Source organism: Neisseria sp. HMSC70E02, from assembly GCF_001838645.1.
GTDB lineage: Bacteria > Pseudomonadota > Gammaproteobacteria > Burkholderiales > Neisseriaceae > Neisseria > Neisseria macacae.
The window spans coordinates 105,599-122,842 of record NZ_KV838125.1; the positions used below are offsets into that span (position 1 = coordinate 105,599).

General features: G+C 46.2%; 16 protein-coding genes. 10 read left to right on the top strand and 6 right to left on the bottom strand.

What is annotated here, in order from left to right:
• Nucleotides 1-21 precede the first annotated feature (21 nt).
• From HMPREF3277_RS11880 to HMPREF3277_RS15005, 5 genes are all read right to left on the bottom strand, one after another.
• Nucleotides 22-1,872: a hypothetical protein gene (locus HMPREF3277_RS11880; RefSeq protein ID WP_070871236.1), complete on the bottom strand. Its 1,851-nt coding sequence runs from the start codon at nucleotides 1,870-1,872 to the stop codon at nucleotides 22-24.
• A 102-nt stretch (nucleotides 1,873-1,974) separates the two neighbouring features.
• Nucleotides 1,975-2,355 carry an adenosylmethionine decarboxylase gene (gene speD, locus HMPREF3277_RS11885; protein WP_070871237.1) on the bottom strand — a complete coding sequence of 127 codons (381 nt, stop codon included), beginning with the start codon at nucleotides 2,353-2,355 and terminating at the stop codon, nucleotides 1,975-1,977.
• Nucleotides 2,352-2,498 (bottom strand): hypothetical protein, encoded by a 147-nt coding sequence (locus tag HMPREF3277_RS15000; protein ID WP_003742187.1) that lies wholly within the window; start codon nucleotides 2,496-2,498, stop codon nucleotides 2,352-2,354. The genes speD and HMPREF3277_RS15000 overlap by 4 nt, the downstream gene beginning before the upstream one ends.
• Before the next feature lies 1 nt (nucleotide 2,499).
• Entirely contained in the window at nucleotides 2,500-4,026 is a 1,527-nt protein-coding gene (locus HMPREF3277_RS11890) for a DUF4178 domain-containing protein (protein ID WP_070871238.1), read from the bottom strand.
• A 51-nt stretch (nucleotides 4,027-4,077) separates the two neighbouring features.
• Complete coding sequence (locus HMPREF3277_RS15005; protein WP_168168262.1) at nucleotides 4,078-4,482, bottom strand: hypothetical protein; 405 nt, start codon at nucleotides 4,480-4,482, stop codon at nucleotides 4,078-4,080.
• 223 nt (nucleotides 4,483-4,705) lie between these two features.
• On the opposite strand from HMPREF3277_RS15005, the gene HMPREF3277_RS11900 reads away from it, so the two are divergent.
• From HMPREF3277_RS11900 to HMPREF3277_RS11935, 8 genes are all read left to right on the top strand, one after another.
• Nucleotides 4,706-6,991, top strand: coding sequence for a CRISPR-associated helicase/endonuclease Cas3 (locus HMPREF3277_RS11900; RefSeq protein WP_070871239.1), 2,286 nt, complete (start codon nucleotides 4,706-4,708; stop codon nucleotides 6,989-6,991).
• Nucleotides 6,992-7,053: 62 nt separating this feature from the next.
• Complete coding sequence (locus HMPREF3277_RS11905) at nucleotides 7,054-8,778, top strand: AAA family ATPase (protein ID WP_070871240.1); 1,725 nt, start codon at nucleotides 7,054-7,056, stop codon at nucleotides 8,776-8,778.
• Entirely contained in the window at nucleotides 8,765-9,640 is an 876-nt protein-coding gene (locus tag HMPREF3277_RS11910; RefSeq protein ID WP_070871241.1) for a DNA adenine methylase, read from the top strand. The genes HMPREF3277_RS11905 and HMPREF3277_RS11910 overlap by 14 nt, the downstream gene beginning before the upstream one ends.
• A gap of 177 nt (nucleotides 9,641-9,817) precedes the next feature.
• Nucleotides 9,818-10,492 (top strand): type I-C CRISPR-associated protein Cas5c, encoded by a 675-nt coding sequence (cas5c, locus tag HMPREF3277_RS11915; protein WP_070871242.1) that lies wholly within the window; start codon nucleotides 9,818-9,820, stop codon nucleotides 10,490-10,492.
• Nucleotides 10,489-12,270 carry a type I-C CRISPR-associated protein Cas8c/Csd1 gene (cas8c, locus tag HMPREF3277_RS11920; RefSeq protein WP_070871243.1) on the top strand — a complete coding sequence of 594 codons (1,782 nt, stop codon included), beginning with the start codon at nucleotides 10,489-10,491 and terminating at the stop codon, nucleotides 12,268-12,270. The genes cas5c and cas8c overlap by 4 nt, the downstream gene beginning before the upstream one ends.
• Nucleotides 12,271-12,281: 11 nt before the next feature.
• The gene (gene cas7c, locus HMPREF3277_RS11925; RefSeq protein WP_070871244.1) at nucleotides 12,282-13,148 is read left to right on the top strand and encodes a type I-C CRISPR-associated protein Cas7/Csd2; all 867 of its coding nucleotides are present in this window, start codon (nucleotides 12,282-12,284) and stop codon (nucleotides 13,146-13,148) included.
• A gap of 15 nt (nucleotides 13,149-13,163) precedes the next feature.
• Nucleotides 13,164-13,814, top strand: a complete 651-nt coding sequence (gene cas4 / locus HMPREF3277_RS11930; protein ID WP_070871245.1) for a CRISPR-associated protein Cas4 — start codon at nucleotides 13,164-13,166, stop codon at nucleotides 13,812-13,814.
• 115 nt (nucleotides 13,815-13,929) lie between these two features.
• The gene (locus HMPREF3277_RS11935) at nucleotides 13,930-14,286 is read left to right on the top strand and encodes a hypothetical protein (protein ID WP_070871246.1); all 357 of its coding nucleotides are present in this window, start codon (nucleotides 13,930-13,932) and stop codon (nucleotides 14,284-14,286) included.
• Nucleotides 14,287-14,388: 102 nt separating this feature from the next.
• Here HMPREF3277_RS11935 and HMPREF3277_RS11940 read toward each other — a convergent pair whose 3' ends face one another.
• Nucleotides 14,389-15,069 carry a hypothetical protein gene (locus HMPREF3277_RS11940; protein ID WP_070871247.1) on the bottom strand — a complete coding sequence of 227 codons (681 nt, stop codon included), beginning with the start codon at nucleotides 15,067-15,069 and terminating at the stop codon, nucleotides 14,389-14,391.
• Between the two features lie 102 nt (nucleotides 15,070-15,171).
• On the opposite strand from HMPREF3277_RS11940, the gene cas1c reads away from it, so the two are divergent.
• A complete protein-coding gene (gene cas1c, locus HMPREF3277_RS11945) occupies nucleotides 15,172-16,185 on the top strand; it encodes a type I-C CRISPR-associated endonuclease Cas1c (protein WP_070871248.1) in 1,014 nt (337 codons plus the stop codon).
• A 74-nt stretch (nucleotides 16,186-16,259) separates the two neighbouring features.
• Nucleotides 16,260-16,553 carry a CRISPR-associated endonuclease Cas2 gene (gene cas2, locus HMPREF3277_RS11950; protein WP_003762828.1) on the top strand — a complete coding sequence of 98 codons (294 nt, stop codon included), beginning with the start codon at nucleotides 16,260-16,262 and terminating at the stop codon, nucleotides 16,551-16,553.
• The last annotated feature ends 691 nt before the right edge of the window (nucleotides 16,554-17,244 follow it).

A 17,244-nucleotide genomic window follows, 5' to 3' on the forward strand; every position in this document is an offset into this window, starting at 1 on the left:
CCTTTTGATGAAATGTTTCCATCAATTTTGTTTGGCTGCAGATGCTTGTTGGAAACGTTTTTTATTAAGCAGCGTTTTAGTAAAGTAGTCGAAACGTGACTCTTCAACTGGAAGACTAGAGCTAAACGCTAGACATCCCGGCGCCCGCCTAGCATACGAAGAACCATTATCCTCTTCTGAAACATATGATTTTTCGATGATTCCACTGATATTTTTGAGACATTGCCTATATGCCGCTTCTCGCTTGGTATTATCATTGCTCAGTTCAAGGTATTGTTTTCTCTCTTTTTCATGCAATACCGAAGAGTAGGCTACGTAAACCAATAAAAACCCATCTTCATCTTTATTTTCATATTTATCTTTTGAAGCGGAAAGCTCTTCTAACGTCTGATTCTGAAATTTTTTTGAGAGAGCGCGGGAATATACTTTACATTGACTATCTGCTAACCAATCTATTTTTCCTTCATCGCGACAGCTGGCAGGAATTTCGGCAATCAGTTTATCGATGCTGTTTTTCGCCAATTCATCCACGAGAGGCTGGATTTTGTCAGTAAACACCTGGTTCAATGCTATGACCATTATCTGATGCTGCTTTTGTTTCTGCTTCGGTTTCTCTTCCATACCCGAGAAAATGTCTGCCATATTCACCGGATAGTCTTTTTCTACGGTGCTTATGAAATTTTGCCAAGGTGTTTGGGCGTATTTCTGAGCCAAGATTGTTTTGGCTTGTGCGACCTCAGGCGTTTTTTCCAACTGCTTCCATTCTTTTTCGCTGTTTGCTTCCGTTTCCCGGGTTTGTTTGCCGAAATTTATCCAAACCGCGCTGTCAATAACCTTATTTAAATCAGTAGGCAGCTCCAACCTTTCCATGACTTGATTCGTAATAACGCATTCCGGATAAAGTTCTAAATAAAAGGAAGGTGTGAAATGTTCCGTGTTATTTATCTGGGACTCTGTTGCTGCTATTTTATCGCCGATTTTTTTAGTACATTGCATATATTCGGTATTGAGTTTGCGATAGTCCAGCATTAATGCTTTATCCATTTTTTCTAAACTCTCCTCCACCGCAGAACGGTAGGCAGCCGACAAAACAGGAGCAGGCAGATGCTTGGCGTCGTTATATTGTTTTTCCATACCCGCCAATTCGGATAATGTTTTTTCTGAGAATTTATCCTTTAAAACATGATAATAGGCTTTACACGAAGGAATAAGATCCCAAGCTCCCTTACGACAGCTTTGTGGAATTTCTTGGGCCAATGTTTCAATGTTTTTTGTTTTCAATTCATTCAAGAACGGCTCTGCCTTATCGACAAAAATGCGGTCGATGGCTTCTCTTTTGGCCCGATCTTCCAATCGGTTTTTTCTATTCCGCGCTTGAACAGATTCTTTACGCAAAGCCTCGGGGTAGAATGTGTTCCAATCTTCATTGGCGTATTTCTTTTCCCATTCGGCTTTGAACTGGCTGACCTGCTTTTCAAATTTTTGATTAGTCGCTTCTTTTTTCGCATTTTCCTCCTGCCATTTGCGCAGTGGTTCTGCAGCATTGTTTGCCGTCCATGTGGCGAAACAGGGGGATAATTCGGTGTTGCCAGGATTGAGCATCAAAATATCGTCGGGATACTCCGCAATCATTTGTCGTTCATCGGCGTTTTCCATATCAACGCCCACCTTTTTAAACACGCCGTCTTTCAAACATTGTTCGTTTTTAGCTTTGGCTTCGTCGAGATGCTCGAAATAATAGATGTAGTCTTTGGCGAACGGGTTGATGGGTGTTGATGATAAAGAACTGGTGGGTGCCGAACTTGGGTTGCTGATACACGCGCCTAAAGAGAGCACGGATAAAGAGAGGATGATGGAAGTGCGTAAGTGCATTTTGGTTCCTTGATGTTCTTAGTGAGAATATTTTTGGGGGTTTTAAAATGAGGTCGTCTGAAAACAGATTGAGACTGTTTCAGACGACCTTTACAGGTTTTATTATTCTATTGGCGGCTGCGTATCGTCCAGTATTCCTTCGCCACGTTGCGCAACTGTCCAAACGGCCCGTTCTGCCGCCAATTCCCTGCACAACACTTCCTTCACTTTTTCCAACTTCATGCCGCCGCAGATAAATGCGTCTATGGCGGCGAAGCGGTGTTCCGGCCAAGTGTGGATGCTGATGTGGGATTCGGCGAGCAGTAAGATGCCGGTAATGCCGCCTGCACCGCCAAAGGTGTGGAAACGCTCGGCGAGGATGGTGGCTCCTACGGCTTGGGCAGCGGCTTTGAGGGCGGTTTTCAGACGACCTTCGTCTTTCAAGACAGCTTCATCACAGCCATATAAATCTAAAAGACCGTGGTTGCCGGGAATATGGGTCATTTATGGCCTCCGGAGAAACCTCCGCCGCCGTAATAGCCGCCGGAATGCATACGCGAGCCGTCGGAATCGGAAGAGCCGTAGCTGATGATCATGGAGATGATGATGATAATGGTGCTGAAAATGATGTAAGTGGCTCTCGACATGTTAATCCTCGTCCTCGTCTTCTTTGCCCATAGTCCACAACAACCAAGTTCCTATAAAGATGACGGTAAATGAGGCAGAGTTGCCGTCGGTCAGCAGCGCAGGAAGGTTGACGACAACCAAGATGGCGATCATGACAAACCGCAATTGGTTATCGACCCCGTCTGCGTTCATTTTTGCCGTGTATCTGGGCGCTTCCGCCTGCAAACCGAAAGCGCCGGCAACTTTGCCGTAGGTAGTGCGCATGCTTTTACTCCATGCCAGCTCGTGTTCGGTCAGCTCGGCACACAGTTTGCTGTTGCTGCCGACTTGGTAGTCGGTGTAATACGCCAAATCACCCGAACGGATATGCCAGTAAAACGCGCCGGCGGCGACTTCGACTTTGCCGCCGTAGGAATAAAGTTCATCACAACCTTGCGGTTTGCGGGCGCTGTTTAAACGCGGCCAGTTGTTTTGCGTTTCAGACTGGCTCCACTCGCCGTCGGACGATTCGACCAACCACAAAAAGCCTTTCTGCGGATTGTAAAGCAGGTATTCGACCCACCAACCGACTGGCGTCAGTATCCGCCGTTTGCCTTCAAACATATATTCATAAGTCGCATCGGGATCCAGCTCGGAATATCTGACCGCACCCATCACAAAATAATCATTGTTATTCAGACGACCCTGCGTGCCGATAGGCAGGGTAAACAGTTTATCCTGCGCCACACGCATGGCGTTGGCAGTAATCAACCGCGCTTTTTCCTTACCGACTTCCAATTGGCTGCCGCAACTCGGGCAAATCAAAAAATCGGTGACACCGCTCAACCAATGGACGGACGACCCGCAATTCGGACAATTTTCCGAATGATGACTGCCTTTCAGACGACCTGCCGTTTCACGGATTTGGTCATCGGTACGGGTATTCTGCAGTTTCAGTTCATTTAGACCGACCATACTGCCGTAATAGATTTCGGGAGGATCATCGCCGTAATCTATCGTCAGAAAAAGACCTGAGCATCGCCAGTCTATGACTTTACTTGTCGTATCTTCAGTCAGCTTAAACGGCAATTCGCCCTGAGCCGCCGATTTTCTGAGGCTGATTTCACGCTTATCCGACGGAACAAAGTTTTTATTTTGAAAATTAAAATTACAACCGCCCGGCACGACATCGTGAAACTCCGGCACAACTTCAGGCGATTCAACCAAGCGCGTCATGGAATACAGGTCGCCGGATTCAGACAGCCAACCGGTTTGCCCGTCATCAAACAGCGCATACCATTCGTTCCATACACCGTCGTCGTATTGCACCTGAAGCCGTCCGACCAAGGTAAATGGGCGGGTAACGTATGTCCCTGTCGTGCCGATTTGCAGCGGGCTGAAATCCTCCAACAAAGCGGAATCGCGTCCGGAATCGACGATACTGTCATCCTGCCGCACCAGCATGCTGTTGCAGTAGCCGCACACCAGCGTAACGGCTGTCGCGGAATGCGCCTCAACAGGCGCGCCGCAGCTCGGGCAGTCGGTTTTGAAGAATGGGGTGTTTGACATGAATTTTCTTTTTCGGAATTTCAGACGACCTGGGGCAAACCAATACAGGCTTCAGCCGATGCTTAAAAATACTGGCAAATAAACATCTTGCCGCATTTTCCAAAACGCAAACAGCGTCCGCACTATCCGTATGCCGATGCAGACCGCAGCAAACAAGCAGTCGGCAGCAATATGATTGTATAGTAAAACAAAACGGCTTGGGTACGGAATCAGGCAAGCATAGCCGCATCCTACCGAATTTAACCCATCTATACGACAAAGGTCGTCTGAAAACCTGTCATCGTTTATCTGCATCATTCGAGCTATCACGCTATGTTTGATTTGCCCTATTCGCTCACAAATAGTCAAATTGATATTGTTATTTATTACAAATGCTGTATTATGTTCGGGTAATTGTAACAAATAAAACAATAACATCATAAACTCCCAATTATCTACAATATTTTTCCCCGTCATTCAGACGACCTCATTCCACAGATTTTCAATTTTTCAACACCTCAAACCATTTTGTATGGCTTGTTCGTTAAATTTTGCGCGTTTTAAATTTGGAGAATCGATGTGAGTTTCGACTGCATCGCCCATATCCGTAAAACAAACGGGCTCCCGCAGCCTGTCTTTGCAAAGACAGATGGCAGAAAACAGAAATAGCCCAGCCGTGAAAACACCCAAGGAAATCCAAATGACAACTTACTACGCCCATTCCGCGCAAGACGAACTCGGTAATCTCTTACCTTACGAACACTGGCAAACCTTACAAAGCCATTCGGTCAATGTCGGTGAAATGGCGGCGGAGTTTGCGCGAGTATTCGGTGCGCAGGAAATTGCCTGCCAGACGGGACAGCTTCATGACTTAGGGAAATACAGTTTACCCTTTCAAAAGCGTTTAGAAGGAGAGATAGAATTTGTGGATCATTCCACTGCGGGAGCCAAAATTGCTATCGAGCGTTGGGGAGATGTTATCGGCAAACTGATGGCGTTTTGCATTGCGGGGCACCATGCAGGGTTGGCAAATGGAAACGGCGAAGGCGATAACCGTCACACGTTAAAGGATCGTTTGGCGTTGCAATTCGGCGCAGATATTCCCGCTCTTGATAATCTGTGGCAACAAGAAATCAAGCTCCCGGAAACCCTGTCTGCACCGCCACTCAAAGCCGACGCGCATCATCCTTTTTTCTCCTACGCCTTCTTCACACGAATGCTCTATTCTTGCTTGGTGGATGCTGATTATCTTGATACTGAAGCCTTTTATTCAAACCTAGAAAACAAAGCCGTCAAGCGCGGCGGCTATCCCGATTTAAACGCCTTGCAACACAATTTCAATCAATTTATCAACGCTTTCAGACGACGTATCGCCCAAGCTCCAGAGCAAACCGAAGCCGAAAAACGCAATGCCGCCTTAAACCGCCTGCGCAGCGAAATTCTTGATCATGCCGTAGAACAAGCGACACAAGCGCAAGGGCTGTTTACGCTTACCGTGCCGACTGGCGGCGGCAAAACGTTCACTTCCATGGCATTTGCGCTGGAACACGCCAAACAGAACGGTATGCGGCGTGTGATTTACGTCATCCCGTTCACCAGCATCATCGAACAAAATGCCGCCGAATTCCGCAAAGCCTTTGGCGAATTGGGCGAACAAGCCGTGTTGGAACACCACAGCACCTTCGACGACGGCAAACTGCAAAATGAGGCCACCAAAGACAAACTGCGCCTTGCCTCGGAAAACTGGGATGCGCCGATTGTCGTGACCACCGCCGTGCAATTCTTCGAATCCCTCTTTGCCGACCGCTCCTCGCGCTGCCGCAAGCTGCATAACATCGCAGATTCCGTCATCATTCTTGACGAAGCGCAAATGCTGCCGCTCAATCTTTTGCTGCCCATCATGCAAGCCATCAAAGAATTGGCGAAAAACTACCGCTGCAGCGTCGTCATGTGCACCGCCACCCAGCCTGCCGTGCAAGCCGAAAACGGCTTCTATCGCGGCTTTGAAAACGTGCGCGAAATAGCCCCAAAACCGACCGCACTTTTCGATAAACTGCGCCGCACCACCGTGCAACACATCGGCACACAAACCGACGCCGACCTGCTCGCCAAACTCGCCGAACACCTGCAAATGCTCGTTATCGTCAACAACCGCCGCCACGCTCGCAGCCTGTACGACCAAGCCAAACACCTTGAGGGCACGTTCCACCTGACCACCTTAATGTGCGCAAAACACCGCAGCCAAAAACTCGATGAAATCCGAGGCCGTCTGAAAAACGGCGAACCCTGCCGCGTCATCGCCACCTCCTTAATTGAAGCCGGCGTTGATGTCGATTTTCCGCTGGTAATGCGCGCCGAAGCAGGTTTAGACAGCGTTGCGCAAGCCGCCGGACGCTGCAACCGCGAAGGCAAAAGGCCGTCTGAAAACAGCTTTGTCTGGATATTCGCGCCCGAAGAACAATGGAAAGCCCCGCCTGAACTTGCCACCCAAGCCGCCGTTATGCGCCTGACCGCCGACAGCTTTTCAGACGACCTCTTATCCACCCAAGCCGTCGCCGCCTACTTCACTGAGCTTTATCAATTAAAAGGCAGCGAACTGGACAATAAAAAAATTCTGAAAATGCACAACGATACAGGGCAAAGCCTCGATTTCCCATTCCAAACCATCGCCGACAAGTTCCGCATGATCGAAAGCCATATGCAGCCGCTGATTATTCCGTTCGACAATGAAGCGGAGAACCTCATCAGCAGCCTGCACCACGCCGACCACATCGGCGGACTCTTACGCAAACTGCAACCCTACACCGTCCAAATCCCCGAAAAAGCCATTGCCGCTTTATACAAAGCAGGACGTATCGAACCGATAAACGAGAAAAACTTCGGCAAACAGTTTTATACGCTGATCGGGCTGGATTTGTATGATGAAGTGGCGGGGTTGAGTTGGGAGGATACAGAGTTTTTGAAGGGAGAAAGTTTGGTGTTTTAATATCACCAAGGTAAAATACAACAATTAGAATTATTCAATATCTCAAACATATAGGTAACTACATGACTGCAAAAACACAACTAAAAAAATTGATTATTGAAAAATTTAGAGCTTTAAATAACGTAGAGGTTGAATTTGGAGATACTATTACGGTTATATGTGGAAAAAATGGTACATCGAAATCTTCAATCTTAGGAATTGCCGCCCAGATTTTTAGCTTTGATAAGGATTATATCAAAGATGAGCCAATTTCCTATAAACAAATCACTGGATTTCCATTTAAATCAAAGTATCGTGATCATTTTAGAATTTCGCAGGCATTTGATGTGCCGGGTTCAATGAAAGTTTCTATAGAACTCAAAGATGGTTATACAAATAAAGATGCAACTGCAAGATTAGAATTAATGACACGTGGGGACGCATCTAGAGCTGTTGTTAGAAATAACAGTACAGCAACTGGAGGAGCTAATACAAGTAGAAATTTTACTCATCCTGTCATCTTCTTAAGCTTAAAAAGACTTTATCCTATTACTGATCGAACTTATGAAATTAAGGATTTTGATTATCTAAATAACCATAAACAAGAGTTTATTAATCTGACAAATGAGCTTTTAAATAGAAGTTCAGCTAATGCTATTGGTACAGGAGGCACGATTAGTTCTGCTGTTTCCTATGGTGATAATTATGATCAAGAATCTGTGTCAGCAGGAGAAGACAATGCTGGACAAATTGTATTAGCACTGATGTCATTTAGGAAACTTAAAGAAGAGTATGCAGACTACAAAGGAGGATTGTTGTTAATAGATGAGGCTGATGCGGGTTTATTTCCAACTGCTCAAATCAATCTATTAAAGATACTGGAAAGAGAATGTAGAGACCTTAATTTACAAGTTATTATGACCTCACATTCTCCAGTTTTGATTGAATATGCTTTTGAAAAAAGTAAGCAATTTAGACAAAGATATAAAACCATCTATTTAAGCAATACGTACGGCGATATACGAGTACAACATGATTGGTCTTGGGCAAAAATTAGTGCGGACTTACTGGCAACCACAACCCCTGTAACTGCAACCATAAATTTACCAAAAATTAATATTTATTTTGAAGATGGAGAAGCTTCTGATTTATTTAACGCGATAATGTACAGACAACCAATTAAGAAATTCACATCACCAATGAATGATATTACTCTTGGTTGTTCAAATTATTTCCAACTTATAAACAAAAAAGTTACAGAGTTTTCAGAGAAAAGCATCGTTTGTCTAGATGCAGATCAACAGACAAAGGTAAATAAAAGTCACAAGACGATTGTTTTATTACCTGGTCATTTACCACCAGACCAGTTAATTTTTGAATATTTGTATAACTTAAGAGATGACCACCCTTATTGGCAGAATGAGCTAAATTTTTCAAGATCTGTTTTTACAAATCTTGCTAGAGAAGTGACTAGTGCATTTTCGATTACTGGTAATGAAGTGAATATAAAAGAAAGGGTAGAGAGTTATACTAGAAATAAGCGCCAAGAAGATAAATCGGCAAGAGATATTTTTAAAAATTTTTATAAGAATGAAGATATTCAGAATTTATGTCATTCAAATCACAAAGCTTACAATCCATGGGTAGCTTGGATTAGTGAAAATCCTGAATTAGTAAACAAGTTTTTAAACGATTTCAAAAACACGATGTGTCATATTATGCAGAAAGGCTACTCTGTTGATCCTGCAAAGCTATCAACATTGAACGTAAAACTGAAAAGAGTAAATCATAGAGATGAAAACGAATAGATTATATAGCCCGTTACGCTATCCGGGAGGAAAAGCATCTTTCTCTCCTTTTATAGCAAAAGTAATGGAATTAAATGGTGTTTCAGGTGGACACTATCTTGAGCCGTATGCTGGAGGGGCTGGTGTTGCACTAAATTTATTATTTAATGGATATGCGGAACATATCCATATTAATGACGCTGATCCAGCAGTTTATGCTTTTTGGAAATCAGTAACTCAATATTCTGATGAACTTTTACATTTACTTGAATCTACCCCTATTACTATTGATGAATGGTTCAAGTGGCGTTCAATTTTGCGTAATGAACGTGATGCAAATTTGGTTGAAAAAGGTTTTGCAACTTTATTCATGAATAGAACTAATCGTTCAGGTATTTTAAAGGCCGGTGTAATTGGAGGAAAGCAACAAACAGGCATATATAAACTTGATGCACGATTCAACAAAGGTGATATTGCATTACGCATTATTGAAATAGCCAAACGGAAAAACGATATTTCGGTTTATTGTGAAGACTCCTTATCTTTATTAAGTAATTGTTCTGAATTTCTTCCAGAAAAATCATTGATTTATTTGGATCCACCTTATTACGTAAAAGGAAAAGGATTATATCGAAATTATTACAAACATGATGACCATGTTGCTATTTCAAAGGTAATTCAACAAAGTAACTTTAAATATCCCTGGGTTGTATCCTATGACAATACAGAAGAAATTTGTTTTATGTATCAAATGAGCAAGTCTTTAAGCTATGGATTAAACTATTCAGCTCAAAGACGCTATATTGGAAATGAAATTATGTTTTTCAGCCAAGATTTACTCATTCCAGAAGAAGGAATTCCAAAAGTGAAAATGGCTAGTTAATTACAAATAATTATTCGTTTCTTATGGCTTAAATCAACCCGCTTCCTATTCATTTATTCAACGAGGAGCGGGTGTTTTATTATGTAACGATGCTGATGATATATGAAGTTTTGATGATTCTATCGAAAAGAAATAAAGTCGTCTGAAACCGCACTTTCCAACCAAAAGGAGAACCAAATGAACCAAATCCGCCTACACGTTTGGGGCGATTATGCCTGTTTTACCCGTCCGGAGATGAAGGTGGAGCGGGTGTCTTATGATGTCATCACGCCGTCGGCGGCGCGCGGGATTTTGGCGGCGGTGCATTGGAAGCCGGCGATTCGCTGGGTGATTGATCGGATTTATGTGTTGAAGCCGATTCGGTTTGAGTCGGTGCGGCGCAATGAGTTGGGCGGCAAGATTTCGGCGGGCAAGGTCAGCGGAGCGATGAAGCGTAAGAGCGTTGCCGATTTATATACGCTGATTGAAGACGACCGCCAACAGCGCGCGGCGACGGTGCTTAAAGACGTGGCTTATGTGATTGAAGCCCATGCGGTGCTGACGGCAAAAGCGGGGGCGGATGAGACCGTTACCAAGCATATCGAGATGTTCAAACGCCGTGCGAAAAAGGGGCAATGCTTTCAGCAGCCTTGTTTGGGCGTGCGTGAATTTCCTGCCGATTTTGCGTTGATTGATGAAGGCGAGCCGCTGCCGCTGTCGACGTTATCGGAAAGCGAGGCAAACCGAGATTTGGGCTGGATGCTGCACGATATTGATTTTGACCACGGCAACACGCCGCATTTTTTCCGCGCACAAATGAAAGATGGCGTGATTGATGTGCCGCCGTTTTACGCCGAGGAGGTGAAAGCATGATTCTTGCGTCCCTTGCCCGCTATTACCGCCGTTTGGCAACGAAAACCGATGACATGGGCAACCCGAAAGTGCCGCCTTATGGCTTTAGCGAGGAAAAAATCGGCTGGATTTTGGTGTTGGATAAAGAAGGTCGTCTGAAAACCGTTGTGCCGAATCTGACTGCCGATAAAAAGCCGCAGCCGAAGCTGATGAGCGTGCCGCGCCCTGAAAAACGCACGTCGGGCATCAAACCGAATTTTTTGTGGGATAAAACCGCATACGCGCTCGGCGTGGAAGCCAATAAAAACAAAGCCGAAGCGAAAGCAAAACCGTTTACGCCGTCTGAAAAAACTTTTGACGCCTTCAAGCAATACCATCTCGATTTACTGCAAAACAGCGACGATGAAGGCTTACAAGCCTTGTGCCGTTTTCTAAAAAACTGGCAGCCTGCACATTTCGCTGCCGAAAATCTGCCTGCCGAAATTCTCGATGCCAATATCGTATTTTCTCTTGAAAAACCGACCGCACTTATCCATAAACGCGAAGCCGCGCAAACCTTGTGGGCAGGCTGCCTGAAAAGCGACGAAGCGCTCGAAGGCTTGTGCTTGATTAGTGGCGACACCGCTCCGATTGCGCGGCTGCATCCGGCGATTAAAGGTGTGTTTGGCGGGCAAAGCTCCGGCGGTTCGATTATTTCGTTCAACAAAGAAGCCTTTGCCTCGTTTGGCAAGGAACAAGGCGCAAATGCGCCTGTTTCCGAACAATCCGCCTTTGCCTACACCACCGCGCTGAACTATCTGTTGCGCCGCGAAAATAATCACTGCTTGACCATCGGCGATGCCAGCACGGTCTTTTGGGCGGAAGCGGATGATAGCGCAACGGCGCAGGCTGCCGAGGGCTTCTTCGCGCAAGTGTTCACGCCGCCGGATGACGAACAAGAAAGCGCCAAAGTTTTCAATGTATTGAAACAAATAAGTAACAAAGGCCGTCCGCTGCAAGAAATTGCACCCGAACTCTCTCCCAATACCCGTTTTTATATCTTAGGGCTTGCCCCCAATGCCGCGCGGATTTCTGTTCGCTTTTGGCTGGACACTACTTTTGGGCAGCTGGCAGAAAATTTAGCGCAGCATTGGCAAGATTTAGCCCTTGAGCCTTGCGCATGGAAAACGCCGCCGTCGATTTGGCGACTCTTATTGCAAACTGCCGTATTGGGCAAAAGCGAAAACATCTCGCCCGTGTTGGCAGGTGAGATGACCCGCGCCGTGATTTGCGGCACGCCGTACCCATTAAGTTTGCTGTCGCAACTGATTACCCGAATCCGCGCCGACGGCGACGTGAACGGCCTGCGCGTGGCAATGATGAAAGCCGTATTAGAGCGGCGTTTTAGAAAAGGTTTTATCGAAGAAGGAGTTCCTATGAGTTTGAACAATGAAAGCCCGAATCGCGCCTATCTTTTAGGGCGGCTGTTTGCCGTGTTGGAGCGCATTCAATATCAGGCGTTGGGCGAATTAAATGCCGGCATCGCCGACCGCTATTACGGCTCTGCATCCGCCGTGCCGTTTTCCGTTTTTCCGCGCCTTTTGTCGGGTGCAAAACACCATTTGTCGCGCTTGCGTAAAGACAAAGCCGGTATGGCGGTGAATTTGGATAAAGATTTGGGCGAAATCATTGCCAAACTGCCCGAAACCTTTCCGCGCCATTTGAGCATTGACGAGCAAGGCCGCTTCGCCATCGGCTATTACCATCAAAAACAAAGCTATTTTGCTAAAAAAGAAACCGCTGAAACCATTGAAAACTAAGGAGCTAGAAAATGTCTGCCATTCAAAACCGCTATGAATTTGTTTACTTTTTTGACGTAACCAACGGCAACCCCAACGGCGATCCCGATGCGGGCAATATGCCGCGCCTTGACCCTGAATCCAGCAAAGGCTTGGTAACTGATGTCTGCTTAAAACGCAAAATTCGTAATTTTGTAGAAATCAGCAGCGAAAACGAAGCCGGTTACGAAATCTACGTCAAAGAAAAAAGCGTGTTAAACCTGCAAAACAAACGCGCTTATGAAGCACTTGGCATTGAGTCGGAAGCCAAAAAACTGCCAAAAGACGAAGCCAAAGCCCGCGACATTACCGCTTGGATGTGCAAAAACTTCTTCGATATCCGCACCTTTGGCGCCGTGATGACCACCGAAGTCAACAGCGGACAAGTGCGTGGCCCTGTACAACTGGCGTTTGCACAATCCATCGACCCCATCGTGCCGCTGGAAGTTTCCATCACCCGCATGGCGGTAACCAATGAAAAAGACTTGGAAAAAGAACGCACCATGGGGCGCAAATACATCGTCCCTTATGCGCTCTACCGCGTGCACGGCTTTATCTCCGCCAACCTTGCCGCCAAAACCGGTTTTTCAGACGACGACTTAGCCAAACTCTGGCAAGCCCTGACGTTGATGTTTGAACACGACCGCTCCGCCGCCCGTGGCGAAATGGCGGCGCGCAAACTGATCGTTTTCAAACACGACAGCGCGCTCGGCAGCCAGCCTGCACATAAACTGTTTGACGCCGTGAAAGTCGAACGCGTAAACGGCGAATCAGGTACGCCGGCAAGCGGTTTTGGCGATTACAAAATCAGTGTGGTTTCAGACGACCTGAATGGCGTGAGTGTGGAGGAGCTGCTTTAAAAAACACTTGAAAAGATGACCGCACTTTTAACCGAAACCCAAGGGGAAAATCAGGACGCGCGCCTGATTTCCCTTTCCGCCCTGCAACACTACGCCTTCTGCCCGCGCCAATGCGCGTTGATTCACAACGAGCAGGCGTGGGCGGAGAACTATTTGACCGCGCAGGGCAAGGCGCTGCATGAGCGGGTGGATTCGGGCGAGCCGGAAACGCGCAAGGGCGTGCGCTTTGAGCGGACGGTGCATGTTTCGGCGGAAAAATTGGGCATCAGCGGCGTGTTGGATTTGGTGGAAGTGGAAACGAAAACAGGTCGTCTGAAACCCGTGGAATACAAACGCGGCAAGCCCAAACCCGACCCAATGGACGAAATCCAGCTTTGCGCCCAAGGCTTGTGCTTGGAAGAAATGACGGGACAAACCATCTCCGAGGGCGCACTGTGGTATATGCAAACCCGCCACCGTGTTCCCGTTGTGTTTTCAGACGACCTACGCGCCCAAACACTCGCCACCATCGCCGCCGTGCGCGAACTTCTAAACAGCGGCCAAACCCCGCCACCCAACTACGGCAAACGCTGCAAAGCCTGCTCGCTGATGGAGATTTGCCAGCCGGAGTTGTTGGGGAAACGGGATAGGAGTTTGGGGTATGTGGCGGGGTTGTTTGGGGAGTAGTTTTTCTTCAGAGACATCGTATCAATTTACTTGATTTTTATTATATAAATCACAATTTACTGATACGGGCAATTATGCTCAATTTTAAACCTATACCATAACTAAGGAGTAGTAAATGGCAAGAAATCGAAGACATCAATTTGATAATTTATCTGATGTTGGTGATAAATTAGATTTAGATAACCCTACTGTAGAGAATATCGTGGATATTCTTGTACATATAGGAAATTTAGACCAAGTTTATACTTTCCATGATGATTTTCTCGGGTTAAAAGATGATTTACCACAAGAATTGTTATCCCAAAATGTTCATGAACTAGATGATGACACTCTGGACAAATATTCAGATGCAGTTAGTGAAATACTAGATAATGCAAATGAAATTTTTTATCACCTAGAACGGGAACATAGTGAAAGCGATTTAGAAGAAATACAGGAAGAAAGGAAGAGACTAGGTTTAGATAACGATTAATTATACTGAGATATTAAACGCAAGCTGGGTTATATCTGTAAATATAACCCAGCAAAACTTTAAAATATGGTTATTTGAAATACTATTGCATAACCTAATAAATTAGGAAAGGTATCTTTCGGTTAGCTTTTTAAGATCATCTAAATGGCGAGCATTCCAGCCGTTAGCTATAGCCCAATTTGCTACTGCTTGTTCATCAGCTTTGCATCCTTTTTCTTGCAACTCTTTGAAAATACGTTGAGCATGTTGTTGATCTGAAGGATGAGCTAAGCCAGTAGATAGATTTACGGTAGAGGTTAACCGTTTTAATGCAGATGTGATTTCTTCTGGTAAAATTTCAATTTGCTGAGAGGGTTCCCCATGAACAATATTAAGCCCGTTATTATACCAAGTGCTCTCCCAAATATCGGCTTCCTCTAATAACCATGATACATATATGATTGAATTTGCATAGGAGTTTGAGTCAATTTTATTCATATCATTAGGTGTGCAATAAATTGCTAAAATCGTTCCAGAAGAATTATTAGAGCTAATTTTTGATGGTAATATAAAATCTAAATTTCTTATACTTTCGCCTTTACACAATTTCTTGGCTGAGCCGACGCCAAATATTTGGTCAATTATTTTACCAAGATTAGTTGATTCAAAATTAGATTTTTGAGGGAATACGAGATGAATATTTTTATCGTTACTTTGAGAAGAAACCTTAACAGCATAACAAAGAGCCTCAACTAGCACTTCATCATCTGGACCTTGGTTTTTAAATAAAAATCTTTTTTTCATATAATTTCCTTGGATTAAGGTTGTTAATTTAAATTAAAAACAATAATATTTTAACATACAGATGGCAAATTTATATACAAATAATGTCTGAAGGAGTTTTCCATGCGCAAACTGCAAAACACGCTCTACATCACCACCCAAGGCAGCTATCTGCATAAGGAGCGGGAGACGCTGGTGGTGGCGCAGGAGCGTAAGAAGGTGGCGCAGTTGCCGGTGCATTCCATCGGGCATATTTTCTGCTTTGGGAATGTGCTGGTGTCGCCATTTTTGCTGGGATTTTGCGGCGAAAATGATGTGAATTTGGCGTTTTTTACGGAAAACGGTCATTTCTTGGGGCGACTTCAGGGACGGCAGAGCGGCAATGTGCTACTGCGTCGGGCGCAGTATCGGGGATCGGAGCAAAATCCTGTGCCGATTGCGCGGAACATTATCGCGGCGAAGATTCAGGCGAGTAAGCGGGTGCTTCAGCGGCAGATTCGCAATTACGGCGAGAATGTGGCGATCCAAAGTGCGGTCGATGCTTTGAATATTTCGCTGCGGCAGTTGAAGGGTGCGGCGGAGCTGGACGTGGTGCGCGGTATTGAGGGCGATGCGGCGGCGCGTTATTTCGGCGTGTTCGGGCAACTTTTGAGCGAAAAAAGCGGCTTTACTTTTGACGGGCGCAACCGCCGTCCACCCAGAGACGGGGTGAATGCGCTGTTGTCGTTTGTGTACAGCATTCTGGGCAAGGACATCAGCGGCGCGCTGCAAGGCGTGGGGCTGGATCCGCAGGTGGGTTTTCTGCACGCCGACCGACCGGGGCGCGACAGTTTGGCGCAGGATATTTTGGAAGAATTCCGCGCATGGTGGGCAGACAGGCTGGTGTTGTCGCTGATTAACCGAGGGCAAATCAAACCGCAGGATTTTGTTACCGAGGCAAGCGGCGCGGTAAGTTTGAAAGCAGAGGCGCGTAAGCTGTTGTTCCAAGCTTTGCAGGCTAAAAAGCAGGAGAAAATCGTTCATCCGTTTTTAGGCGAAGAAGTGGAAATCGGGCTGCTGCCGTATATTCAGGCAATGCTGTTGGCGCGGCATTTGCGCGGGGATTTGGCGGAATATCCGCCGTTTTTGATGAGATAGATTTGCAGGTCGTCTGAAAACGGGTTGGATGTTTTCAGACGACCTCTAAAGCAGCCTGCACATGGGAATACAAAATGCTGATGCTGATTACTTATGATATTTCGCTGGAAGACGCGGAAGGGCAGGCAAGGCTGCGGCGCGTGGCGAAATTGTGTCTGGACTACGGCGTGCGCGTGCAATATTCAGTGTTCGAATGCGACATTGCGCCCGACCAGTGGGTTGTTTTAAAGGACAAACTTTTGAAAACCTACAACCCCGAAACCGACAGCTTGCGCTTTTACCATCTGGGCAGCAAATGGCGGCACAAAGTGGAACACCACGGCGCGAAACCGGCGGTGGATGTGTTTAAGGATACGTTGATTGTGTGAATCGCCAACCTGCGGTTCTCATGAAAATGCGGCAGGGTTGGCGAATTGGGATTGTTCTTTAACAATCAGGATATTGCGAATGCGGGTGTAACGGAAAAGGCTGTGTTATACTCGCGTTCGCGCTTTTCTTGTGAGCCTAGCGAAATCGGGGCTGCTAAACCTGATGGAGCAAGGGTTTTGAGAGAGGCTCCAGCCGCCTTCAGGCGGCTGTGTGTTGAAACATTCCCAAAAGTTCAAGAAACACGCTTGTGGTAGGTCCAGCCGCCTTCAGGCGGCTGTGTGTTGAAACAGTCCTTTGATCAAATCCATAAGCAGGATTTATAAACCAGCCGCCTTCAGGCGGCTGTGTGTTGAAACTTATGGTCTGCCTAAGAAAGATATGGGGTGTGTCCAGCCGCCTTCAGGCGGCTGTGTGTTGAAACTTTCTCAGGGGAAAATCTAGGAGAAATAGAATTTCCAGCCGCCTTCAGGCGGCTGTGTGTTGAAACGATTACATACGGCGGAATATCCTTCAGATAGTCCTCCCCAGCCGCCTTCAGGCGGCTGTGTGTTGAAACTGGTACCACCCCTGCCGGAAGTAACACAAAAGCCCATCCAGCCGCCTTCAGGCGGCTGTGTGTTGAAACGTCAGGCGGTGGCGGCGGTGGCTCGTCAGGCGGTCCAGCCGCCTTCAGGCGGCTGTGTGTTGAAA